Genomic DNA, 23,293 nt, shown 5'->3' on the forward strand with positions numbered 1-23,293 from the left:
AAAAGCGGAACGCCAGCGCGGGGCGCGTGGCTGCGATCCAACGCGATCGGCGCTAGCTGCGGGTGATCTTGCAGCGTTGCACGATCCGGTTCGCCTTGCGCGCGGCAGAACGCGTCACGCGTTCCCGCTCGCAACATTTGGCCGAGTCGTTGCAGATCTTCCCCAGCGCCTTCGCAGCCAAGGCCGCGATCATCGCGTTATGCGCGACTGTGGGGTCGCCATAAAGCCCGTTCAGATTGGTGTCGTCGAACATGGGTCGCCCTCTTGAAGAGAACCTGACGACCAGCCTAACACGAGAATCACCTTTTGTGGGTGATCTGGATCAAATTTCTGCCAACTGCCCCCAACGCGCGACCAGCAGCCCCAGAATGGCGGCATAGATCATCAGGCTGGCCACCAGAACGCAGACATGCCAGATCGCGTAATGGTAGCGCAGCCGCGTGGCCAGATAGAACACAACGCCCAAGGTATAGACCGCCCCGCCTGCAAGGATCAGCGCAAGGCTGGCAGGCGGCAGACTGCCCCAAAGCTGCGGCAGGATCATGACCCCGGCCCAGCCCATGCCCAGATACAGCGCCAGCCCCAGCGCGCGGAACCGCACCGGAGAGTAGAGCTTGAGCGCCACACCGGCGCAAGCCGTCAGCCAAAGCGCCGTCGCAAGGCCAATGCCGTGGCCGGGAATGAAGGTCAGCGGCGTGTAGCTGCCTGCAATTTTCAGGAAAATCGCGCTGTGGTCCAACCGTTGATACAGCCAAGCCAGCCGCGCCTCGCGCAGCAGGTTGAACAGCGCCGAAGCCCCGATCATCGCTACCAGCGCCAGCCCGTAAACACCGCAGGCCCATAGCGGGCGCACATCGCCATCTTGCCGCGCAACCACGAAGGCAATCGCCAACAGCACCGGCACGCCCAACCCCACCAGCACAAGCCCCGCAACATGAATGCCGGCATCCAGCCGGGTTTCGGCGGGCGAATAACTGTCACGATGGGCAAGCATCCAAGCCATAAACGGTCCTTTCTGGCGACAGCCTAGCCCGGAAACATGACCAGACCATGGCAGGCCAGTTGTGCGGCTGCCTTGATTTTGGCCGCAATTCCTCTTAGCCGGGTTAATAAGGCGCACGCAAAGGATACGCAGGGTCAATGACGATACATCTTCACAAGGACGATCTGCCCGATGGGCTGGACATGGGCGCGGTCGTGGCCATTGATTGCGAGGCCATGGGGCTGCATCCGCATCGTGACCGGCTTTGCGTGGTGCAATTGTCGGGCGGGGATGGCGATGCGCATCTGGTGCAGGTGTCGCTGCCCATCAAGCCCGCGCCAAACCTGTGCCGCTTGCTGGCCGATCCGGACGTGCTGAAACTGTTTCATTTCGGGCGGTTCGACATTGCGCTGCTGGCGCATAGCTATGGCGTGACCTGCGCGCCGGTCTATTGCACCAAGATCGCATCGAAATTGGTGCGCACCTATACCGACCGGCACGGGCTGAAATACCTTCTGTCCGAATTGCTGGGCGTCGATATCTCCAAGCAGCAGCAAAGCTCTGACTGGGGGGCAGAAGTGCTGAGCGACGCGCAACAGACATATGCGGCGTCTGATGTGCTGCATTTGCACCGGCTGCGCGAGGCGCTGGATGCCATGCTGGTGCGAGAGGGCCGCCGCGATCTGGCACAGGCTTGTTTCGACTTTCTGCCAACCCGTGCCACGCTGGATATTGCCGGCTGGCCCGACATCGACATTTTCGCGCATTGATGACCGCGCCGCTGCGCGAAACCCTGACGCGAGCCTTGCGTCTTGGGCTGCCGCTAAGCGCGGTGCTGCTGCTGATGACCGTATTTCTGGTATCGCGCGCGATTGACCCCAGCAGCGCCCCCGGCATTGCCGACATGGACCCTGCGGACCTGACCCGAGAGCCGCGCATTGCCACGGCGCGCTTTGCAGGTGTCACGCGCGACGGCACCGCGCTGACCATCTCGGCAGGGTCGGTGCGCTCGGGCACGCAGACCATAGAGGCCGGCCCTTTGATGCTGACCTTCCTCGACCCCGAGGGCGTGATGCGCTTTCCCGATAGCAGCAGCCTGCGCTTTGACGCCAGCCGCGCGCTTTTGGACCAGACCGAAGGCGTTCTGACCGCGCAAGGGCCGGTGATGCTGGAAAATTCCGATGGCTATGATCTGGAACTGGGCGCCTTGACGGCGCAACTGGACCAGACCCGCCTGACCGGCACCGATGGCATAAACGGAACAGCCCCGGCGGGCAGAATTCGCGCCGATGCGCTGGAACTGACGCGCAGCGGTGGCCCGGACGGTGGATACAGACTTGCCTTTACGGGTAATGTCAGGCTGTTATACAGCCCAGACTGACCGGAGGACCGACCTTGCGCACATTGGCACATATCACCCTCGTGGCGGCCTTTATGACAAGCCTTGCCCCGATGGCCGTGGCGCAGGGCACAAGCCTGTCTTTTGAAGGGCTGAACGCGGTGCGCGGCAAACCGGTCGAGGTGCGCTCGGACAAGCTGACGGTCGATAACAGCAGCGGCACAACCACGTTTTCCGGCAATGCCGTGCTGGGACAGGGCGACATGCGGCTGGCGGCGCAGACCATTACGGTGGTCTATATTCGCGGCGACGACACGCGCATTTCGCGGCTGGAAGCATCGGGCGGGGTGACCCTTGTCACTGCGGTCGAAGCGGCAGAGGCGCTTGAAGCCGTTTATGACATAGACGCAGGCACCGTGCGGATGACCGGGTCGGTGATCCTGACGCAAGGCCCCAATGTGCTGTCGGGCGACCGTCTGACGGTCAATCTGCGCAGCGGACAGGGCCAGCTTGATGGCCGCGTGCGCACCATCATCCAGACAGACCGTTAACCCGGTATGGACGGGCAATACGGGCATGACGCGCTGGAAGTGTCTCAGCTTCAGAAAAGCTATGGCAAACGGCTGATCCTGCGCGATATCTCGTTGCATGTTCACCCCGGAGAGGTGGTCGCCCTGCTTGGCCCCAATGGCAGCGGCAAGACCACCTGTTTCTATTGCATTGCCGGGATCGTGAAACACGAAGGCGGCTCTGTGCACCTGAACGGCGCAGATGCGACCGGGCTGCCGCTGTTTCGCCGCGCGCGGATGGGGCTGGGCTACCTGCCGCAGGAAATGAGCATCTTTCGCGGCCTGAGCGTGGCGCAAAACATCCTGTCAGTGCTGGAAATCCGGCTGCGTGACAAAGCCGCGCGCGCGGATGCGCTGGACCATTTGCTGACCGAATTCTCGATCACGCATCTGCGCGATGCGCCCGCCCTTGCCTTGTCAGGCGGCGAGCGGCGTCGGGTCGAGATCGCCCGCGCGCTGGCCGCCAATCCGCGCTATGTTCTGCTGGACGAGCCATTCGCAGGCGTTGACCCGATCGCGGTGGGTGAAATCCGCGCGCTGGTCGCCGATCTGAAAACGCGCGGGCTGGGGGTGCTGATTACCGACCACAATGTGCGCGAAACCCTCGCCATCGTGGACCGCGCCTATATTCTGCACGACGGTCGCGTGCTGCGCGCCGGCACACCCGCCGAAGTTGTGGCCGATGAAGACGTGCGCCGCGTCTATCTGGGCCAAGATTTCCGGTTGGACAGTCCCGATGGCTTTGACTGAGATTTTCATCCTGTCCCCAGCCATCCGTTGACAAAGCCCCCCGATCTGTCACCAAATACACAAAAAGGTCCGACGCTTCGGGGGCACTGTCGACCGCCCCAAGTTGCGCGACAGAGCAGAATGACCCAAGCGGGGTCGCGTCCGCGCGCCCCGATAACAAGAAGGAGTGGCCCATGCGCTACCAGATCAGCGGCAAGCAAATCGACATCGGAGATGCGCTGCAAACCCATGTGAAAGCGGAATTCGGCGAATTGGTTGAAAAATACCAGCAGCGCCCGACCGAAGCCGTGGTGGTGTTTTCCCGCGATGCGCATAACATGGTCTGCGAAGCCACGCTGCATCTGTCGACCGGGCTGACAGCGCAGGCGCGCGGGCAGTCCGGCGAGATTTACGCCGCCTTCGAATCATGCCGCGAAAAGCTGGACAAGCAGCTGCGCCGCTACAAGCGCCGCCTGAAAGACCACCACCGCGAGCGCACGACCCCGGTTGAGTTTGGCGGCGCGTCATCGTATGTGCTGGCCTCAAGCGATGACGAATCGGCGGATGAGCCTGACACGTTGCAACCGATCATTATTGCCGAGATGGAGACCAAGATTCCCTCCCTCTCTGCCGGGGAAGCCGTGATGCAGATGGAACTTGCCCATGCGCCCGTTCTGGTGTTTCGCAACGAACGCCATGGCGGCCTGAACGTGGTCTACCGTCGGGATGACGGCAATGTCGGCTGGGTTGACCCGCAGCAACAATAACCTACCCCGAATGACCCGCCGCGCCATGGCCTTCGGGCTTCGGCGCGGCTTTGCATTTCGCCGAACGGAGACAGCCTATGCAGATGTCACAGCTTCTGGATGCAGAGGCCCTGCGCGTGATCGGATCGGCCACCAGCAAAAAACGCCTGTTCCAAACCTTGGGAGAGATGGCGCACACGGTCTATGGTCTGAACGCAAGCGCCGTGGTCGAGGCCTTGCAGGAACGCGAAAGCCTTGGCCCCACGGGTGTCGGCCATGGCGTGGCGCTGCCCCATGCCCGGCTGGACGGGCTGGACCGGGTGCTGGGCGTGTTTCTGAAGCTGGACCGCCCGCTGGATTACGGTTCGGTCGACAAAAGCCCGGTCGATCTGGTCTTTGCACTGCTTGCCCCGCGCGATGCCGGGGTGGACCACCTGAAAGCGCTGGCGTTTGTGTCGCGCACCCTGCGCAACCCAGCGGTGTGCGAAAAACTGCGCGCTAATGACGAGCCTGCGAAATTCATCGAGATCTTGTCGAGCGAAGGCGTGACGAAGGCGGCGTGAGGGCGGATTTCCTTAATCTGACACGCGGCCAATAGTCCGCTTCACGAGACGGCACGGACGCTGGTCTCAATTTCGGAAAGTCCGCTTTGGTTGAGCGCCAATAGCTCACAGGCAACTTTGAACACAAACCCAACGTTGAAAGCTTCCGCACCACGCAGCTTCAAATGCTCTTGCTAGACCTTCGCTGTGTCAAGCATGAACGACCTCTGTTGGCTTCGCGAAGGATTTCTCACTCTGCCGCAAGCGGCGCGGTCACTGTCCAGTTAGCAAAGCCGCAATCCGGCGGCAGCCATAGCGAGCATACTGTTTCGCGAGCGCGATAATATCCACACTCAGCGCTTATTCATCGGCCTGATCACTGATCCTTGCTAATTCACAATATGAGTTTTTCACAGGGATTCTGCGAAAAAATCGAAACCCAAAAGTGTGTCAGGATTTACCGTCATCGTCGTGATCGCGACTGGTTCTCGACAGGACAGCGCCCAAAGACGCACCCATCGCTATCCCCACGACGATGCCTAAGGTGATGTTATCTATAGCATATCCGACTGCGACGCCGACTGCCAATCCGGTTCCGATCCCGATGCCCATGATCTTGTCCTTCCGAGTAACTGCTAGAAATCTGGCAAATAGCCAAAATAGCGCGTTTTAACTTGCGCAGGTTTGTTTCGCCTTTGACGAACTTTACCGCGCAATATCGCCGGGAATACCAAACGATATATCACTGGCAAGTAACCTCTTGCCGGATAACTTAAACTCGGCGGCAAACCGCGCGTCTCCTCAATGGTTGCTCTCAAAACCAAAAAGGCCGCAGCTTTCGCTGCGGCCGTTCTTGTTCCTTCGATCCGCTAAGATCAGTCGCGGTCCTTGAGCGCGGCGCCCAGGATATCGCCCAGGCTTGCGCCTGCGTCGGACGATCCGAACTGTTCCACGGCCTCTTTCTCTTCCGCGATCTCGCGCGCCTTGATCGACAGGCCCAGACGGCGGGTCTTGGCGTCGACCGAGGTCACACGCGCATCAACCTTGTCACCCACCTGGAAGCGTTCCGGGCGCTGGTCGGCACGGTCGCGGGCCAGGTCGGAGCGGCGGATGAAGGCTTTCATATCGTTATAGATGACCTCGATGCCGCCATCCTCGATAGAGGTGACTTCGCAGGTCACGATCGAGCCGCGCTTCACGCCTTCGACAGCTTCCGAGAAGTTGTCATTGGCCAGTGCCTTGATGGAGAGCGAAATGCGCTCTTTCTCGACATCGACCTCGGACACGACCGCCTGAACGATATCGCCCTTGCGGTAGTTCTGGATCGCATCCTCGCCGCGCTGGTCCCAGCTTAGGTCGGACAGGTGCACCATGCCGTCGATATCGCCCTCCAGCCCCACGAACAGACCGAATTCGGTGATGTTCTTGACCTCGCCCTCGATCTGGGTGCCGGTCGGGTTGCTTTCGGCGAACTGCTCCCACGGGTTGCGCAGAGTCTGCTTTAGGCCCAGCGACACGCGGCGCTTGGCGCTGTCGATTTCAAGCACCATGACTTCCACTTCCTGAGAGGTGGAAACGATCTTGCCGGGATGCACGTTCTTCTTGGTCCAGCTCATTTCCGAGACATGGACCAGACCTTCGACACCGGCTTCCAGTTCGACGAATGCGCCGTAATCGGTGATGTTGGTCACGCGGCCCATATGGACGGATTCCAGCGGGTAATCGCGCTCGACCGAATCCCACGGATCGGCCTGCAACTGCTTGATGCCCAGCGAAATGCGGTGCGTGTCCTTGTTGATCTTGATGACCTGCACCTTGATCGATTCGCCGATGGTGACAACCTCGGACGGGTGGTTGACGCGGCGCCATGCCATGTCGGTGACGTGCAGCAGACCGTCAACGCCGCCCAGATCCACGAATGCGCCATATTCGGTGATGTTCTTGACCACACCGTCCACGGTCTGACCTTCGGCCAGCTTGGCAATGACTTCGGCGCGCTGTTCGGCGCGGCTTTCTTCCAGGATGGCGCGGCGCGACACGACGATATTGCCGCGGCGACGGTCCATTTTCAAAATCTGGAAAGGCTGCTTCAGACCCATCAGCGGGCCTGCGTCGCGCACGGGGCGCACATCGACCTGAGAGCCGGGCAGGAAGGCCACGGCACCGCCCAGATCGACGGTGAAGCCACCCTTGACGCGCCCGAAGATCGCGCCTTCGACGCGGGATTCGTCGGCATAGGCTTTTTCCAGCTTGTCCCACGCGGCTTCGCGGCGGGCCTTGTCGCGGCTGACCACGGCTTCGCCGCGGGCATTCTCGACACGCTCCAGGAACACCTCAACCTCGTCACCAACGGCGACATTGGGGGCTTCACCCGGATTTGCGAATTCTTTCAGTTCGACGCGGCCTTCCATCTTGTAGCCGACATCGATGATGGCCTGTCCGGCCTCGATAGCGATGACCTTGCCGGTCACGACACTGCCTTCAGCGGGCGTGTCCATTTCGAGGCTCTCGTTGAGCATTGCCTCGAAGTCTTCCATGGTTGCTTTAGCGCACATTCAGATCAGTTTCCTTTGTTCATGTTGCTGGCCAGACGGTTGACTCCGCCGGTCTTGGGTTGGCACCAGTGGGGCATGATTACCACGCCGCGCGCGGAACATGAAAACACACATACAGGCCATGGCATCTGCCCGGCCCTGTTCCAGTTGCGCATAAGGCGTGAAAAGCCCCCTGATTGCGCGTGTCCATAAGGGGTCAGGGCCGTCGTGGCAAGGGTTTGAGCGCGGAATCGGCGTAATCGGCGGGGCTTTGCTACAGGTTTTGCAGAAATCCCGCGATGCGGGTGGCTTCTTCGGCCATGCCCCAAGGCGCGCGCAGCACCGCCATGCCAGACCCGATCATGCGGTGGCCGGGCCGCGCGGGCTGGAAACGCGCTTCGAAACAGGCAATCTCGGGCATTTCGGCCCGCAGGGCAGCGGTCAGCGCATCATGCGGCCCATCACGCAAAATGGGATACCACAGCACCAGAACGCCCACGTTCCACTTGCGCGCGATCTGGCCCAACACGCGGGGCAGCGTGGCGTAATCCGATTTCACCTCGTAGGACGGGTCCACCATCAGCACGCCGCGCCGGGGTGTGGGCGGGCAGATGGCGACTGCCATGTCCAGCCCGTCGCGCTTGTAAACCCGCGCGCCCTGCCCTGCCATGTTACGCGACAGGGCGTCGTATTCCTGCGGGTGCAGTTCTGCCAATGTGATTCTGTCCATCGCGCGCAGAGCATGCGCGGCAATCAGCGGAGAGCCGGGATAGGCGGCGGCGCCATGCGCCGCGCGGGTCGCCGCCAGCGCGCGGATATAGGGATGAGCTGGTGCAAACAGCGCTTGGGCACGGGTGATCCCCGCGGCTGCCTCGCCCGTCTTGACCGCTTGCGGCGCGTCAAGGTCGTATAGCCCCCGCCCGGCATGGGTTTCGATATAGCTGAGCGGTTTGTCCTTGGCGGTCATATAGGCCAGCAACCACGCCAGCAGCGCGTGTTTGTGCACATCGGCCGGGTTGCCCGCATGAAACAGGTGTTGATACGACAACATGGGGACTAACGATCCAGAGAGTCGGGGCCGACATAAGCCCCGGGATCAAGGATTTGCAAACGGCCCAAAACCAACATGCAGGGTAACAGGCGCCAGATCATGCATTCTCTGCCAGGCGCGTGGCGATCACGGCTTTCGCCGCCTCGATTGCCTGCGTGACCGTCATCTCGGTCGTGTCCAGCAAGATCGCATCCGGCGCCGCAAGTAACGGCGCATCGGCCCGTCCCATATCGCGGGCATCGCGGGCACGAACCTGCGCGAGCACGTCCGCGTAGCTGCCATCTTCGCCCGCTTCCAGCCAACGACGCCGCGCGCGCGTCTCGGCGCTGGCGGTGACAAACAGCTTTACTTCGGCTTCGGGGCAGATAACCGTGCCGATATCGCGCCCATCCAGCACCGCGCCGCCCTCGCGCCGGGCGAAATCGCGCTGAAAGGCCACAAGTGCTGCGCGCACTTCCGGCAAGACCGCCACGCGGCTTGCGGCCTCTCCTGCGGCAAGGCTGCGCAACCCGTCGCGCGCCAAATCGTCAGGCGACAGGCTGCGCGCTGCCAGAACCGGGTCGCCGCCTTTCATGCCGACGGCCCGATACAACAAACCCGTGTCGAGATGCGCAAACCCGAACTCGCGCGCGATAGCGCGAGAGATCGTGCCTTTTCCTGCGGCTGCAGGGCCGTCTATTGCAACGGTAAAGCGCATATCTGGATCGACTTTCCCAGTAAGTGCCAATCGCATAATATCGCAAAGCTTGCGGCGAAAGCAAAACTCGTAATGCCGAATTTCGCATTACAATTGAATTTAAAGTAGCAATAGTGCAGCATAGGCATGGCCGTCAACGGCAAGAATAAAACGAGCGCGCGAGACATATGCATCAAGCTATGGAAAACGGAAAAGAACTCCAAGCAGAATGTGGGACAATCCACATTGCGGATGCCATCGTGCACCCGACCCGTCTTGTCGGCTGGACGCCGGAAACTATGAGCGCGGGTATCCAAGGGCCGGACGGCCAGTTCCTGCCGCAGACGCGGCTGACGCGCGTATTCCAGGACGGATCGCGCTACGCCACGCTCGACCCTGCGCCGGTCGTCCAAGTCGCCGATTCACACGCGCGCGGGTTGTACGCTGGGATTCTCGATCATCGGTTCGGCCATTTCCTGCTGGAAAGCCTGAGCCGTCTGCACGATCGCGACCATGCCCCCGACTACCCGCTGATCTGGTCGGCCCGTGCCGATCAGGCGACGCATGGGTTTCTGCCTTGGCAGGCTGAGCTACTAAGCATTCTCGGCGTGGCAGGGCCGCATGTCTTCGTTGTGGAGCCGTGCCACGTGGGCGACCTGCGGCTTTCGGTGCCCGGCTACGTCATCCAGCACGAGTTCACCGCGCCACAGCGCAGTTTCCTCGCGAAAGTCCCATGGCGTCCAGAACCCGGACGTCGCACGTGGCTATCGCGCGGGATACAGTCACGGCGATTCCTGCCCGGCATGGCGGAATTCGAGGAGCGGCTAGCCTCTGAGGGATGGACTATAATCGCGCCCGAGACCTTGTCAGTTTCCGAACAACTGGCGATTTATGCGCGGTCCGAACGTATCGCCGGTCCCGTGGGTTCGGCTTTTCATGCGCTAATTCTAATGCGCGATGCCGAAGGTCTGCCGGTGGACCTGTTCGTCCCCGAGCCCTACGGGTCCGAAGAGCGCATGAACCAAAACTACGTCACCATCGCGCGGGCAAAAGGCTTTGCGCAAAGAACACATTTCATACCCCATGCGCAGATGATAGCCGCTCAGGGTATCAATGCCGCACGGTTCGGGTCCATGCTGTCGGATTGCCTATTCTCGGCGTGACGCGCGCTCGGATCGTGGCGTCAACCGCCCGTATGGCTCATGTGGCGGGTCATTTGCCCGTCCACGGCTTGGCGCGAATAGTCAAAATCATGGCCTTTGGGTTTGCGGCTGATCGCGGCGCGGATGGCGGCTTCCAAGGGCGCGTCACTGGCGCTGGCCCGCAAGGGCGCACGCAGGTCGGCCATGTCCTCTTGCCCAAGGCACATATACAATTCCCCGGTGCAGGTCAGCCGCACGCGGTTGCAGCTTTCGCAGAAATTATGCGTAAGCGGCGTGATAAAGCCGATTTTCTGGCCCGTTTCCTCCAGCCGGACATAGCGCGCAGGCCCGCCAGAGCGCTCTGCCAGATCGCTCAGCGTGTAGCGCTCGGCCAACCGCTTGCGCAGGTCCGACAGCGGCCAATACTGGTCCAGCCGGTCCTCGTTGCCCAGATCGCCCATGGGCATGACCTCTATCCAAGTCAGGTCCATGTCGCGGCGCGCGCAAAATTCGGTCAGGGTGAACAGCTCTGCTTCGTTAAAGCCTTTCAGTGCCACCGCGTTCAGCTTCACACGCAGCCCCGCTTCCTGCGCGGCGTCGATCCCGTCCATCACCTGTGCCAGCTTGCCCCAGCGCGTAACCTCGGCGAATTTGCGATCATCCAACGTGTCAAGCGAGATGTTGATACGCCGCACGCCGCAATCGGCAAGCTCAGCCGCGAATTTGCGCAGCTGGCTGCCATTGGTGGTCAGCGTCAGTTCTTTCAACGCGCCACTGTCCAGATGCCGCCGCATATCGCGAAAAAACGTCATGATCCCCTTGCGCACCAGCGGTTCACCCCCGGTGATGCGCAGCTTTTTCACCCCAAGCCGGATGAAGGTCGAACACATCCGGTCCAGTTCTTCCAGCGTCAACAATTCCTTCTTGGGCAGAAAGGTCATGTTCTCGGCCATGCAATAGACACATCGAAAATCGCAGCGGTCCGTCACGGACACGCGCAAATAAGAGATGGGACGGGCGAACGGGTCGATCAAAGGGGCTGTCATAGCGGGCAAACTAGCCACTGACCCGCCCCCGGACAAGAGTATATGTGATTGCCGCAACTGCACATTGGCATTAGACTGGCGCGCATGAAACTTGTTGTCCTTCTATGCTGTGCGGGTGCTATCATGGCCGGGTGCGAACTTTCGCCCTTGGGCGGCTTTGGCACAGGCACGCCGCCAGATGCGCCACGCGTCGCCGTGGCAAGCCCCGATGGCGATACGCCACGCCCCGAAGCACGCCCGGACGGGTCGCGCGACATGCCTGACACACCGGGCAACGCAGGGGCGGCAGCTTTGGGGACCACGCTGGCCAGCCTTGGCAGCCCGACCGAACAGGGCCTATGGCTGCGCACCGGGCTGGTGACACGCGTAGAACCGGGCCGCGTGGTGCGGACAGATGGCGGCGGCGCGCTGCGGGTGGAATTGCGCCCCTCTGGCGCGCCCCCCGGCGCAGGCAGTCAGTTGTCGCTGGCCGCATTCCGGGCATTGGACGTGCCGTTGACACAGCTACTGCCGCTAGAGGTCTTTGCCGAGTAGCAAGCAGGCCAGAACGCGCAGAGGTTGCCGCGCTTTACGCGCGCTGGGCAGCGCCATGCGGCTTCGCTCTTGCCCTGCCCTGCTATCGGCCCTAAGCCTTGCGCCATGAAACTGCTTTTTCTTGGCGATGTGATGGGCCGGGCGGGCCGCGCTGCACTCACCGGCTGGCTGCCGGTGCTGCGCACGGCATGGGCGCTCGATTTCGTGGTGGTCAATGGCGAGAATGCGACGGGCGGCGCGGGCCTGTCGCCCGAGCACGCCAAGGCGCTGCTTGCCGCCGGCGCGGATTGCCTGACACTGGGTGACCACGCTTTCGACCAACGCGCCATGCGCGAATACTGCGCGCAGGAACCGCGCATTATTCGGCCGCTGAACATTGCCAAATCCGGAGCGCCCGGCCATGGCGCGCATGTGTTCACCGATGCGCGCGGGCGGCGGGTGCTGGTGGCGCAGGCCTTGGGGCAGGTGTTCATGAAACAACCCTATTCCGACCCGTTTTCGGCGGTGGACCCGGTTCTGCGCGCCCACCCGCCCGGCGGCATGGTGCAGGCCAGCCTGATCGACATTCATTGCGAGGCCACATCCGAGAAGACCGCCATGGGCCATTGGTGCGACGGGCGCGCCAGTGTGGTGGTGGGCACGCATACCCATATCCCGACGGCAGATGCGCAGATTCTGCCCGGCGGCACGGCGTATCAGTCGGATGCTGGCATGTGTGGCGACTACGATTCGGTCATTGGCATGAAGAAAGACGAACCCATGCGCCGCTTCATCACCGGCATGGCGCGCACCCGGTTCGAGCCGGCCATGGGCGAGGCCACGCTCTGCGGTCTATATGTCGAAACCGACGACGCGACCGGACGCGCCACGCGCGCCCAGATGGTGCGGGCGGGCGGGCGGCTGGCCGCCTCTGGCCCCGCCTCGGTAGAACTGCCGCCCCTAGCCCAAGGCGCGGGCTGACCACGCCGGCTACCCGCGCCCGCATGTTCGGGCTGTGCGGGGCAAGCGCAGCTGGAGGGTGCCGACCTTCACAAGGATGGTGGCATTGCTGCGCCCAATGGCCGGGCACGGTGGCGTGTAAATGGGCAAAGCGGCGCGCAACCTCTCGACCTTTGCGCGGAAATTGTTACGTTACGGACATAACCGCAAGGATTTGACATGCGCAGGCCCGTTATTGGCATTATCGGCAATTCACATCTTATAAACGACGAATACCCCGCCCATGCTGGCGGCACGATGAATTCCGAAGCAATTTCGCAAGTGTCGGGTGGCATTCCGCTGCTAGTGCCTGCCGATCCGGCGCTCGTCTCGGTGAATGAATTGCTGGATGTCTGCGATGGGTTCTTGCTGACCGGCGGTCGCCCCAACGTGCACCCAGAGGAATATGGCGAAGCGGAAACCCCCGCCCATGGCGCCTTCGACCGCGCACGCGACGCCATCACCCTGCCCTTGGTGCGTGCCTGTGTCGAACGCGGCCAGCCTTTCTTGGGCGTCTGCCGGGGCTTTCAGGAAGTGAATGTCGCCATGGGCGGCACGCTTTACCCCGAAATCCGCGACCTGCCGGGGCGGATGAACCACCGCATGCCCCCCGATGGCACGCTGGAAGAGAAATTCGCCCTGCGCCATGTCGTGCGCTTTACCGACGGCGGCGTGTTCCACCGCCTGATGGGCGCACCGGAAGTGATGACCAACACGCTGCACGGCCAAGGGGTGAAACGCGAAGGCGCGCGCATTGTCATCGACGGCCACGCGCCCGATGGCACGCCAGAGGCGCTGTATGTGGACGGTGCGCCGGGCTTTACGCTGTCGGTGCAATGGCACCCCGAATGGCGCGCGGGCGATGACCCTGTGTCGCGCCCCCTGTTCGAGGCTTTCGGCCAAGCCGCTCGCGCTTGGGCCAGCGGCCTGCGCGAATGGCGACTCAGCGCCTAGACGGCGCGCGGACGGCACATGGGCGGCAGGCGCTAGACCGCGCTTAGCGCGCCGCGATTGTCTTGTAAAAACGGCAGGATCTGCGCGGCGACCTGCTCTGGCGCTTCCTCATGCAGCAAATGCCCCCAACGCGGCAACGCGACATGGCGCGCGCGCGGCATCCGCGCTGCGGCCTCTTGCGACACGCGGGGCGGCACGGCCTTGTCGCCTGCCGCCGTTATCAGAAGCGTCGGCACGGCGATCTGCGGCAAACGTTCCAGCAGCGGTTCCAACTGCCACTGGGCCATCATGCCCAAAGTGCCTTCGATATGCCGGGTGCGGCTGACAAGACGGCGGTACATCTCGACGCCCTCAGCATCCAGCGGCGAGCCCATCCCCGCCAAAAGCCGTGCCACCTGCGCGCGCGATGACGACAGTTTCGTCACCACCGCCGCCGCAAATGGCCCCGTGGCCATGGCCCGCGCCAGTTTTGGAAACAGCCAGCCTGCAAAGCCGTCAAACGGGCCAAGGGCCGCGTTGATCCCCACCACCGCACAGGGCGGGCGTGGCATGATCTCTGCCATGCGCAAGGCAACCGCCGCCCCTGCCGAATGGCCGATGATCGCCATGGGCCGCCAATCCTGATCGGCGCAAAGGCTGGTCAGATCATCGGCCATGGCATCCAGCCCCAGCCGCAGATGACCGCCCGCGCGCGTGTAGCCATGCCCCGGCAAATCGGGCATGATCAGCCGAAAACCGGGCAAATGCGGACCCAGCCGGTGAAAACTGTGCCCCGAGGCCGCCGCCCCATGCAACAACAGCACATCCGGTCCCTGCCCCATGGTCTGCACATGCCAGACATGCGGGCGACAGCGGATCATGCGCGAACGCTCGCGCAGCGGCCAATCGGCGGGCAGGTTGTCCATGGCCTAGTCCCCCAAAGCCGCGCCCAGCGTCGTCGCCATGGCGCGTGCATCGGCACGGGGCAAGGCAATCCGCGTGGCCTTCATGGTCGCGGCCAGGTCCGACAGTTGTGGTTTGGGGCGCAGGCTGGTGTCGATAACCAGCGCCGGAATGGCGCGCGCGGCAATGGCACGGGCCAACGTGGTCGCATCCTCGGCGGCTTGCGCGCGATTGGCCGTGCCATCCAGCGCGATATTGCCGCGCCCGTCGGTCAGGAAGGCCAATGTCGGCGCCATGCCACGCGCGCGGGCCTGCAAGGCGGCTTCAAAGGCCACCTGCATCGCGCCCGCCAAAGGCGTGGCACCGCCCCCCGGCAAGCCCGCCAGCCGCCGCTTGGCCTGCACAAGCGAGCGCGTGGGCGGCAACGCCAGTTCCGCCGTGTCGCCGCGAAAAGTGACAAGCGCCACATGGTCGCGCGCGGAATAGGCTTCGGCCAGCATGATCTCTACCGCGCCCTTCGCTTCGGCCAGACGGGCGACGGCGGCAGAGCCGGAGGCATCGACCACGAAGATCAGCACCCGGTCGGTGCGGTCGCGGTAGCGTTTGATGCGGATGTCATCGGGCATCAGCAAAAGCCGATCCGCCGGGGCATCGGGCCGGGCTGCGCGGCGCATGGCCTGCCACGGCGCAGCTTGGCGTAGGGTGGCGATCACATCAACCCGCGCGCCCGATCCGGGTTTGCCGGGGCGCGACGGGATGGGCCGCCCGCGCGCGAGCGACTTGCGCACCGCCCCCGCGCCGCTATTGCCCGCCCCCACGCGCGCCGCTTTCGCGGCTTGCAGCCGCGCCAGCAGGCCGGGCGGAAGCGCGGCAAAGGCCGCGTCAATCAGCAGATCGTCGGGGAGTTGCGGCTCTTGTTGCTCGCGGTCGCGCCCCTCTTCGGGGTCGTTCTCCGGTGGCTCTGGCGGGGACGGCGTGTCATCCGGCGGGGCGTCGTCGGGGGGCAGCGCACGCGCACGCTGCGCCAGTACCAGTGCCACGCCGGTTTTCAGATCATCCTCGCTCAACGCCTGCCCGCCGCGCCACGCGGCATGGGCGCGTGCCGCCATCAGCGCCAGCCACGGCGCGCGCAGGCTGTCAATGGCAAGGCCATGCGCGACGCGGGTCAATTGTTCCAACGCGTCGGGGGTCAGGGGGATATGGGCCAGCCGCGCTTGCGCCTTGGCAATGCGGGCGCGGTCCAGCGCCAGATCGGCGCTATCGGACCACCCGAACGCGTCAATATCCAGAAACAGCGCCAAGCGGTCGGCCAGGGCTTGCGGCAGGCCCTCGCCCTCTTCGGCGGCCTCGTCCAGCGCGATCAGGGTCAGCGCGGGCCGCGCATCCAAAGCCTGCCCCAGCCGCACCGACAGCCCCGGCGGGCAGCGTTCGGCCATGGTCAGGGTCAGGAACCCGTCACGTTCCAACAGCCCGGCATGGCGCTGCACGCTGTTCAGCGCCAGCGTGGCCGACAGGTCCAAACCGCCCGACAGGGCATCTTCGGGCATGAACGGGTGCAGCTTGCGCGGCTCAAGCGGGGTAATCGCGGCCAGAATGCGGTCGCGCACCGGCCCGGCGCGCCCACGCAGCCACAGCCCCCGCAGGCCCTTGGGGTCAATGGCCAGCAAGCTTAGCGCCAGCCCCACTTGCGCCCAAGGGTCGGGCGGCGGGGCTGGGCGGCGCGATCCGCTGGTATCGTCGAACGGGGTCATCTGGGCTGCGATATGCGGGGCACCCCACCGCGTATTTGGGGCCAGTTGAAGCGCAGCATCATGGCAGCACTTCGGCCAATTGCCGGGCCACGCGCGCGGTGGACCCTGCATCATCCAGCGGGTCGCGGCGCAGCCGGTGGCGCAGCGCCATGGGCGCGGCGCGGCGAATATGGTCGCGCGTGAACTCGGACGCTCCTTCATAGGCAGCCAGCGCACGCGCCGCGCGCAATAGCGTCAACTCTCCGCGCAACCCGTCAGACCCAAGCGCCAGACAAACAGAGGCCACGTCATGCAGCACGACATTGCTGGTTTGCAGCGCGGGCAAGGCGGCGCGGGCGGCAAGGATACGCTCGCGCAGGGCGGCATCCTCTGGCTGCCACTCGGCGATAAAGGCCGCATGGTCGTTTTCATAGGCATCGCGGCGGCGGATAACCTCGATCCGGGTCTCGATCTCTTTCGGGCTGGTCACTTCGACAGACAGGCCAAAACGGTCCAGAAGCTGCGGGCGGAGTTCCCCTTCTTCCGGGTTGCCGGACCCCACAAGCACAAAACGCGCGGCGTGGCGGATGGACAGCCCCTCGCGCTCGACCACGTTCTCGCCCGATTGCGCCACGTCCAGCAGCAGATCGACAATGTGGTCTTCCAGCAGGTTGACCTCATCAATATACAGGTAGCCCCGGTTCGCGCGGGCCAGAAGCCCCGCCTCGAACGCCTTTTCACCGCGCGTCAGCGCGCGTTCAATATCAAGCGCGCCCGTCACCCGATCCTCGGACACGCCCAAGGGCAGGTCCACGACCGGCGTGGGGCGTTGGACCAAGGCGGTGTCGCTGACCTGCGCCCAATCGGGGCAATCCTCTGGCCGGGCAGAGTTGCAAGGACAACCCGCAACCGCTTGAATCGGCGGCAAAAGCGCCGCCAGTGCCCGCACGGCGGTGGATTTGCCGGTGCCGCGGTCGCCAAAGACCAGAACCCCGCCGATTTTCGGGTCAATGGCGGTCAGCACCATCGCGGTTTTCATCTCGTCCTGTCCGACGATGGCAGCGAAGGGGAACGGCGTCATGCGGCCTCCTGTTGAATACTGTGGGCCAAGGGGTCATGCCCTTGCCATGTGCCGCTTGTGCCGGTCAGGCGGAACCGGGCGTAAAGCTCTTCGTTGAACCAGCCTTCATCGCGCACGGCGCGGATGGCATCTGCATGAGGACCACGGCGGGCGAAAGCGGCCATGGTGGCCGTGTCGGGCCAGACAGAGAAGGTGACTTGGTGCAACAGCGGCACCTCTCCGATGCCGATCTTGAACATGACATTCGGATCGGCGCCCACCTTGGCGGAAATATCCGGCACCCGCCCCCAAAAGCGCAGCGCGCGGGCGGGTTTGACGGTGGCGCGGGTCATGGCCGCGACGGGACCGGTTACCTCGCCCGCCGGCTGAAACGGGCGCACGCCGCCCCAATGGCCGCGCGCAGATGCGGGTTCCATAAAAATGGTGTAGCGTTCATCCGCACGCGCCGTCCAACTGGAAAAAGGTTTTTTCTCAAACCCTTCGCGTGCGGCTTTCATGCTATCCCAGACAGAAAGGATCGCCCAAACACCCCAATTCGGGCGCGGCGTGAAGCCTTCACCCGTGCCAGAGCCGCACAGCTTCCAGAAGGCAAGGCCGGGCACCCGCGGCAGCACGAAACGTGCCGCCCCCATTTGCCCCAGCACCCACAGGCGCGAAAGCGGGCTGTCAAAGCGGAACAAGCTGAGCGTAACCGTCTGCATGGGCGATTCCATCCTGCGACTTCTACGGAAGTCTGTCACAACAGATAGACAGAGTAAAGGAACAAATGTAAACCTTGATTGACACATCGGCGCGGTGTAGGCTGACCTGAATGAAAAGGCACGGGAACCGAAGATGAGTGATTCTATCGCGCCCTCGCAGGCAATCGTGATCGGGGCAGGATTGGGCGGTTTGGCCAGCGCCATGCGGCTTGGGGCCAAGGGCTATCAGGTCACGGTCATTGACAAGCTGGACCGCGTCGGCGGGCGCGGGTCATCCATCACCATGGGCGGGCACCGGTTTGACCTTGGGCCAACCATCGTGACCGTGCCGCAGGGCCTGCGCGATCTATGGGCGGCCTGCGGGCGCGATTTTGACCGCGAGGTTACGCTTAAGCCCATGAAACCGTTTTACGAAATCCGCTGGCCGGATGGGTCATCGTTTCGGCTACATGCCGACAAGGCCGCGACAGAGGCCGAGGTCGCGGCGCTGTCACCCCGCGACCTACCGGGGTTCCGCAAGTTCCTGTCAGATGCCGAGGACCGCTACTGGTTCGGCTATGAAGACCTTGGCCGCCGCCCCATGAACGAGCTGTGGGAGCTGATAAAGGTGCTGCCGCGCTTTGTTTGGCTGCGCGCGGATCGCTCCGTCTATGCCCATGCCGCCCGCCGCGTGCGTGACCCGCGCTTGCGTTTCGCGCTGTCGTTTCACCCGCTGTTTATCGGGGGCGACCCGTTTCGCGTGACATCCATGTATATCCTTGTCAGCCATCTGGAGAGCCAATTCGGCGTGCATTACGCCATGGGCGGGGTGCAGGCGATTGCCGAGGCCATGGCGCAGGTCATTCGCGACCAGGGTGGCAACATTAAGATGAACACGGAAGTTGATGAAATAACGGTGGAAAACGGGCGGGCCTCTGGCGTTCGCTTGGCCGATGGCACACAGCTTCGCGCCGATGTGACCATCTCGAACGCAGATGCCGGGCATACCTATACCCGCCTGCTGCGCAATCGCACGCGCCGCCGCTGGACCGATGCCAAGGTCAAGCGCCAGCGCTGGTCGATGGGCCTGTTCGTGTGGTATTTCGGCACGCGGGGCACAGCGGATATGTGGCCCGATGTGGGGCATCACACCATTGTCGTCGGGCCGCGCTACCGCGAGCATATCAAGGATATCTTCATTCGCGGCAGGCTGGCCGAAGATATGAGCCTGTATGTCCACCGCCCATCCGTCACCGACCCGTCGGTTGCCCCGGACGGGGATGACACGTTCTATGTGCTAAGCCCCGTGCCGCATCTGGGCCATGACAACGGGGTGGATTGGGCCACCGAAGCGGAACCCTACCGCCAAAAAATGCTGGCCATGCTGGAAGAGCGTCTGCTGCCCGGCCTGACCGACCGCGTGTCCGAGAGCCTTGTCTTCACGCCCGAAACCTTTCGCGATCGCTATCTGTCGCCGCTGGGCGCGGGCTTTTCCATCGAACCGCGCATCCTGCAAAGCGCCTATTTCCGCCCGCATAACGTGTCCGAAGAACTGCCGGGCCTCTACTTGGCGGGTGCAGGCACCCATCCCGGCGCGGGCGTGCCCGGCGTGATCGGCACCGCAGAGGTGATGGGCCAGCTTGTGCCGGACGCGCCGCGCCCGATGGCCCCGCCTTTGCCCATGGCCGCAGAATGAGCGCCGAAAGCGATCTGGCCGAATGCCGCGCGGCGATCCGCACGGGCTCGCTGTCGTTTCATGCGGCGTCGAAACTGCTGCCCGCGAAGGTGCGCGACCCGTCGCTGGTGCTGTACGCCTTTTGTCGGCTGGCCGATGACGCGGTGGATGAGGGAAAAGCCCCCGTTCAAGCCGTGCTGCACTTGCAAGAGCGGCTGGACCGCGCCTATGCGGGCCAGCCGTTCAACGCGCCGATCGACCGCTGTTTCACCCGCATGATCGAAGCGCATGCCCTGCCCCGCGCCCTGCCTGACGCGCTGCTGGAAGGGCTGGCATGGGATGCGCAAGAGCGCCAGTATCATAGTTTGTCGGACGTGCTAGCCTATTCCGCCCGCGTGGCCGCAGTCGTCGGCGTCATGATGTGCGTGCTCATGGGGGTGCGCGACCGGCACCGGTTGGCCCGCGCCTGCGATCTGGGGCTGGCCATGCAACTAACCAATATCGCCCGCGATGTGGGCGCAGATGCTGCACTGGGCCGCATCTATCTGCCGCGCGACTGGTTTGCCGCAGCCGGTGTGAATGCGCAGACCTTTCTGCAACGCCCCACGGCCACGCCCGAAATCCGCGCCATGACCGCGCGCCTGCTTCAGCAGGCCGACCGCCTGTATTTGCGCGCTGAGCCCGGAATTGCCGATCTGCCGCTGGCCTGTCGCCCCGGCATTTTCGCCGCGCGCCATATCTATGCAGGCATTGGCAGGGCCGTGCGTGCGCGCGGATACGACAGTGTCACGGGTCGCGCGCATACGGGCCGCGCGCGCAAACTGGGCTGGCTGGCGCTGTCGGGCCTGCGCGCGGGCCTTAGCACCATCCAGCCGCGCATGGCGACGCTTTATGCCGTGCCCGCCCCCGAAGTGGCCTTTCTGGTCGATGCCGCAGCAGGGCACGCACCGGCCAGCCGCTCTGACACGCTGATCGACGCCTTGACCCGCCTGCGCGCGCAAGACCTGCAACGCCGCAATGCGCAAATCGGTCTGGACCAGCGCAGCGCCTGACATAAATGTCGCCCAAATACCGAGCAAAGAGCGCGCGCCCGCAAGGGCGCCCAAGATAAGTCTTGCCCCCGCAAGGGGGCGCAGTTAGGTCAAACCCACTTGGCCGGAAAAGGTGCGCGTATGGATTGGATGCTGTTTCTGACCTTTCTTGCGGCTTGCGGGGCCGCAGGGGCCACCGGGGCAATGTTCGAGCCGGGCAAATGGTATGAGAACCTTGACAAACCCGTCTGGACGCCGCCGGGATTGGTATTTCCCATCGTTTGGCTGTCGCTCTATGTCGCCATGTCCTATGCCGCAATGCGCGTGGCGCAGGTCGATGGGTCGCAACAGGCGCTGGCTTTCTGGGCTATGCAGATCGCGTTCAACACCCTGTGGTCGCCGGTGTTTTTCGGGCTGCGGCGGATGCGCGCGGCAATGGTCATTCTAAGCTGTCTTTGGGTCGCAGTGGCGCTGACCCTTGTCAGCTTCTACCTGCTTGACCCGCTTGCAGGTTACCTGATCGCGCCTTATCTGCTTTGGGTCACGATCGCGGGGGCGCTGAATTTCTCTGTCTGGCAGCGCAACCCGCAATTTGCCTAAGGCAATCTGGCGAAACCCTTGGGACCGGCCTTGCGCAAGGCCGCAGGCAGCCCAAGCTAGTGGTGCAGCGTTGCCCCTGCCATTTCCTGCGCGCGGTCTGCCCCGAAAATCTGCGCGGCATGGTCGCGTAGGTAAATCCGCAGCCAAGGCGTAAACCGCTCTGGCACCCGTTCGATCACGGCATTCAAAGATGACAGGTTGATCCAGTCAATATCGCACACCTCTTCGGGGTTGGGCGCAATGGTCAGGTCTGGCATGGCGCGCGCGGTATAGACCTGCACCAGTTCATGCTCGACCAGCCCGCCACCGACATCGGCGCGGTATTCAATTTCGGCCACATGGCGCAGATGCAGCCCGGTGATGCCCATTTCTTCGTCCAGTCGCCGGTTGGCGCAGACCAGATCGGACTCGCCCCAATGCGGATGGGTGCAGCATGTATTCGTCCACAGCCCCGGCGTGTGGTATTTCTGCACGGCACGGCGTTGCAACAGAACCCTGTCGCCTTCTGTCACAAAGACGCTGATCGCCTTGTGTTTCAGCCCACGGCGATGCACGTCCAGCTTGTCGAGCGGGCGCAAAACCCCGTCTTCCCATGCGGGGATCAGCCAGCTCATGTGAAATTGGGGCGCACAAGCCCGGTCAGGTGCAGCAGGTTCTTGATGCCGATTTTCACATGGGCCAGCGGTCGGGCCGCGACAAGTTTCTTGTTCATATAAGCCTCGAATGTCAGGCGCTGCACATCGATATCGTGGCACAGGCTGACGAAGCGCTCGCGCCGATCATCCGATTTGTAATAAGCGTCCTGCATGGAGCGCAACACCTTGAACACTGTTTTATGCTCGCGCATGAACAGCTTGCGCGCCAGGGCCAGATCCTTGGGCTTGCCGGATGCCAGCGCCGCTTGCGCCGCGGTCGCGGCCACGCGCCCGCCGACCATGGCGTAATAAATCCCCTCGCCCGAAGAGGGTGCAACCACCCCCGCCGCATCGCCCGCCAGCACCACGTCGCGGCCATTGTCCCAACGGTCCATAGGGTGCAGCGGAATGGGTGCGCCTTCGCGGCGGATGGTTTCGCAGCCCGTCAGCCCCGACATGGCACGCAGATCGGCGGTGGCGGCTTTCAGGTCCGCTTCGGGCTTTTCGGTGCCCATGCCGACAGAGCAGCTTTTGCCATGCGGAAAAACCCAGCCGTAGAAATCGGGTGAAATACGGCCATCATAGATCACGTCGCAGCGGTCGGGGTTGTAGCTGTCATTGGCAGGCGGTGCCTTTATGATCTCATGATAGGCAATCACATAGGGGATCTTGTCGCCCCCCGGCACTTCGGCGCGGGCCACGTTGGAGCGCGCGCCATCCGCGCCGATGACCAGCTTGGTCAGGCTGCGGCGCTCTTCCTTTGTGGCCTTGTCGCGCCAGACGACATGGGTGCCCGCCGCATCCCGTTCAATCCGCAGAAAGGTGCCGGTCAGGCGCTCTGCCCCATGCTCGGCGGCGCGGGCGCGCAGGAATTCGTCAAAATGCTCGCGGTCAACCATGCCCACAAAACCGTTCTCGATGGGAATATCCACCGCCCGCCCGGTGGGCGAAATCATCCGCGCCGTGGTGATCTGGGCGACGACCTGAGACATGGGAATGTCGAAATCCGCAATCGCGCGTGGCGGAATGGCCCCGCCGCAAGGCTTGATCCGCCCGGCCCGGTCCAACAGCGCGACCTTGTGCCCGGCGCGCGCCAGATCATCGGCGGCAGTTGCGCCCGAAGGGCCACCGCCCACAACGAAAACATCAAAGGTCAT

Annotated in this window: 26 protein-coding genes; 13 read left to right on the forward strand and 13 right to left on the reverse strand. The window is 63.5% G+C overall.

All coding sequences use genetic code 11. From position 1 onward, the window contains the following. Positions 1-52: 52 nt before the first annotated feature. A complete protein-coding gene (locus tag AWT76_RS09840; RefSeq protein WP_072246195.1) occupies positions 53-253 on the reverse strand; it encodes a hypothetical protein in 201 nt (66 codons plus the stop codon). Positions 254-322: 69 nt separating this feature from the next. Continuing rightward, on the reverse strand, positions 323-1,003 hold the full coding sequence (gene trhA, locus AWT76_RS09845) for a PAQR family membrane homeostasis protein TrhA (RefSeq protein WP_072246196.1): 681 nt from the start codon (positions 1,001-1,003) through the stop codon (positions 323-325). A gap of 137 nt (positions 1,004-1,140) precedes the next feature. On the opposite strand from trhA, the gene AWT76_RS09850 reads away from it, so the two are divergent. The 6 genes from AWT76_RS09850 (at position 1,141) to AWT76_RS09875 (ending at position 4,928) form a co-directional block, all read left to right on the forward strand. Then, a complete protein-coding gene (locus AWT76_RS09850; protein ID WP_072246197.1) occupies positions 1,141-1,752 on the forward strand; it encodes a ribonuclease D in 612 nt (203 codons plus the stop codon). Further along, the gene (locus AWT76_RS09855; RefSeq protein ID WP_072246198.1) at positions 1,752-2,363 is read left to right on the forward strand and encodes a hypothetical protein; all 612 of its coding nucleotides are present in this window, start codon (positions 1,752-1,754) and stop codon (positions 2,361-2,363) included. Before AWT76_RS09850 ends, AWT76_RS09855 begins: the two co-directional genes overlap by 1 nt. A 53-nt stretch (positions 2,364-2,416) precedes the next feature. Further along, positions 2,417-2,872: an LptA/OstA family protein gene (locus tag AWT76_RS09860; protein WP_072247629.1), complete on the forward strand. Its 456-nt coding sequence runs from the start codon at positions 2,417-2,419 to the stop codon at positions 2,870-2,872. 6 nt (positions 2,873-2,878) lie between these two features. Next, positions 2,879-3,640, forward strand: coding sequence for an LPS export ABC transporter ATP-binding protein (gene lptB / locus AWT76_RS09865; protein WP_072246199.1), 762 nt, complete (start codon positions 2,879-2,881; stop codon positions 3,638-3,640). Positions 3,641-3,813: 173 nt separating this feature from the next. Continuing rightward, complete coding sequence (hpf, locus tag AWT76_RS09870; RefSeq protein WP_072246200.1) at positions 3,814-4,386, forward strand: ribosome hibernation-promoting factor, HPF/YfiA family; 573 nt, start codon at positions 3,814-3,816, stop codon at positions 4,384-4,386. Between the two features lie 77 nt (positions 4,387-4,463). Then, entirely contained in the window at positions 4,464-4,928 is a 465-nt protein-coding gene (locus tag AWT76_RS09875) for a PTS sugar transporter subunit IIA (protein ID WP_072246201.1), read from the forward strand. A gap of 429 nt (positions 4,929-5,357) precedes the next feature. On the opposite strand, the gene AWT76_RS16985 is transcribed toward AWT76_RS09875, so the two are convergent. The 4 genes from AWT76_RS16985 to AWT76_RS09890 all read right to left on the reverse strand — a co-directional run bounded on the left by AWT76_RS16985 (position 5,358) and on the right by AWT76_RS09890 (position 9,189). Continuing rightward, complete coding sequence (locus tag AWT76_RS16985) at positions 5,358-5,519, reverse strand: glycine zipper domain-containing protein (RefSeq protein ID WP_176699378.1); 162 nt, start codon at positions 5,517-5,519, stop codon at positions 5,358-5,360. Between the two features lie 263 nt (positions 5,520-5,782). Next, positions 5,783-7,462, reverse strand: coding sequence for a 30S ribosomal protein S1 (rpsA, locus tag AWT76_RS09880; RefSeq protein ID WP_072246202.1), 1,680 nt, complete (start codon positions 7,460-7,462; stop codon positions 5,783-5,785). 253 nt (positions 7,463-7,715) lie between these two features. After that, positions 7,716-8,492 carry a 23S rRNA (adenine(2030)-N(6))-methyltransferase RlmJ gene (gene rlmJ, locus AWT76_RS09885; RefSeq protein ID WP_072246203.1) on the reverse strand — a complete coding sequence of 259 codons (777 nt, stop codon included), beginning with the start codon at positions 8,490-8,492 and terminating at the stop codon, positions 7,716-7,718. Positions 8,493-8,589: 97 nt separating this feature from the next. Next, entirely contained in the window at positions 8,590-9,189 is a 600-nt protein-coding gene (locus tag AWT76_RS09890; RefSeq protein WP_072246204.1) for a (d)CMP kinase, read from the reverse strand. Positions 9,190-9,428: 239 nt separating this feature from the next. Here AWT76_RS09890 and AWT76_RS09895 point away from each other — a divergent pair, with 239 nt between their 5' ends. After that, positions 9,429-10,331, forward strand: a complete 903-nt coding sequence (locus AWT76_RS09895; RefSeq protein WP_176699379.1) for a glycosyltransferase 61 family protein — start codon at positions 9,429-9,431, stop codon at positions 10,329-10,331. A gap of 20 nt (positions 10,332-10,351) precedes the next feature. On the opposite strand, the gene moaA is transcribed toward AWT76_RS09895, so the two are convergent. Further along, positions 10,352-11,356, reverse strand: a complete 1,005-nt coding sequence (gene moaA / locus AWT76_RS09900) for a GTP 3',8-cyclase MoaA (protein WP_072246206.1) — start codon at positions 11,354-11,356, stop codon at positions 10,352-10,354. 84 nt (positions 11,357-11,440) lie between these two features. On the opposite strand from moaA, the gene AWT76_RS09905 reads away from it, so the two are divergent. From AWT76_RS09905 to AWT76_RS09915, 3 genes are all read left to right on the forward strand, one after another. Beyond that, a complete protein-coding gene (locus tag AWT76_RS09905; protein WP_141655928.1) occupies positions 11,441-11,890 on the forward strand; it encodes a D-galactarate dehydratase in 450 nt (149 codons plus the stop codon). Between the two features lie 105 nt (positions 11,891-11,995). Further along, positions 11,996-12,850, forward strand: coding sequence for a TIGR00282 family metallophosphoesterase (locus AWT76_RS09910; RefSeq protein ID WP_141655929.1), 855 nt, complete (start codon positions 11,996-11,998; stop codon positions 12,848-12,850). Between the two features lie 198 nt (positions 12,851-13,048). Then, positions 13,049-13,822, forward strand: coding sequence for a gamma-glutamyl-gamma-aminobutyrate hydrolase family protein (locus tag AWT76_RS09915; RefSeq protein ID WP_072246208.1), 774 nt, complete (start codon positions 13,049-13,051; stop codon positions 13,820-13,822). Between the two features lie 32 nt (positions 13,823-13,854). Here AWT76_RS09915 and bchO read toward each other — a convergent pair whose 3' ends face one another. The 4 genes from bchO to crtA are packed head-to-tail and all read right to left on the reverse strand — an operon-like array spanning position 13,855 to position 18,216. After that, positions 13,855-14,727, reverse strand: a complete 873-nt coding sequence (gene bchO / locus AWT76_RS09920) for an alpha/beta fold hydrolase BchO (RefSeq protein ID WP_072246209.1) — start codon at positions 14,725-14,727, stop codon at positions 13,855-13,857. Positions 14,728-14,730: 3 nt separating this feature from the next. Then, the gene (locus AWT76_RS09925) at positions 14,731-16,455 is read right to left on the reverse strand and encodes a magnesium chelatase subunit D (RefSeq protein ID WP_072247631.1); all 1,725 of its coding nucleotides are present in this window, start codon (positions 16,453-16,455) and stop codon (positions 14,731-14,733) included. Positions 16,456-16,513: 58 nt separating this feature from the next. Further along, positions 16,514-17,515 carry a magnesium chelatase ATPase subunit I gene (gene bchI / locus AWT76_RS09930; protein WP_072246210.1) on the reverse strand — a complete coding sequence of 334 codons (1,002 nt, stop codon included), beginning with the start codon at positions 17,513-17,515 and terminating at the stop codon, positions 16,514-16,516. Next, a complete protein-coding gene (crtA, locus tag AWT76_RS09935) occupies positions 17,512-18,216 on the reverse strand; it encodes a spheroidene monooxygenase (protein ID WP_141655930.1) in 705 nt (234 codons plus the stop codon). Before crtA ends, bchI begins: the two co-directional genes overlap by 4 nt. Positions 18,217-18,349: 133 nt before the next feature. On the opposite strand from crtA, the gene AWT76_RS09940 reads away from it, so the two are divergent. The 3 genes from AWT76_RS09940 to tspO all read left to right on the forward strand — a co-directional run bounded on the left by AWT76_RS09940 (position 18,350) and on the right by tspO (position 21,501). Next, complete coding sequence (locus AWT76_RS09940) at positions 18,350-19,891, forward strand: phytoene desaturase (protein ID WP_072246212.1); 1,542 nt, start codon at positions 18,350-18,352, stop codon at positions 19,889-19,891. Next, on the forward strand, positions 19,888-20,922 hold the full coding sequence (gene crtB / locus AWT76_RS09945) for a 15-cis-phytoene synthase (protein ID WP_072246213.1): 1,035 nt from the start codon (positions 19,888-19,890) through the stop codon (positions 20,920-20,922). Before AWT76_RS09940 ends, crtB begins: the two co-directional genes overlap by 4 nt. Before the next feature lie 120 nt (positions 20,923-21,042). Further along, positions 21,043-21,501, forward strand: a complete 459-nt coding sequence (gene tspO / locus AWT76_RS09950; protein WP_072246214.1) for a tryptophan-rich sensory protein TspO — start codon at positions 21,043-21,045, stop codon at positions 21,499-21,501. 56 nt (positions 21,502-21,557) lie between these two features. Here the strand turns inward: tspO and idi are convergent, their stop codons facing one another. Further along, on the reverse strand, positions 21,558-22,115 hold the full coding sequence (idi, locus tag AWT76_RS09955; RefSeq protein ID WP_072246215.1) for an isopentenyl-diphosphate Delta-isomerase: 558 nt from the start codon (positions 22,113-22,115) through the stop codon (positions 21,558-21,560). Further along, positions 22,112-23,293, reverse strand: coding sequence for a geranylgeranyl diphosphate reductase (locus tag AWT76_RS09960; protein WP_072246216.1), 1,182 nt, complete (start codon positions 23,291-23,293; stop codon positions 22,112-22,114). The genes idi and AWT76_RS09960 overlap by 4 nt, the downstream gene beginning before the upstream one ends.

Origin of the sequence: Roseibaca calidilacus, assembly GCF_001517585.1 — a bacterium.
In the GTDB taxonomy this organism is placed as follows: domain Bacteria; phylum Pseudomonadota; class Alphaproteobacteria; order Rhodobacterales; family Rhodobacteraceae; genus Roseinatronobacter; species Roseinatronobacter calidilacus.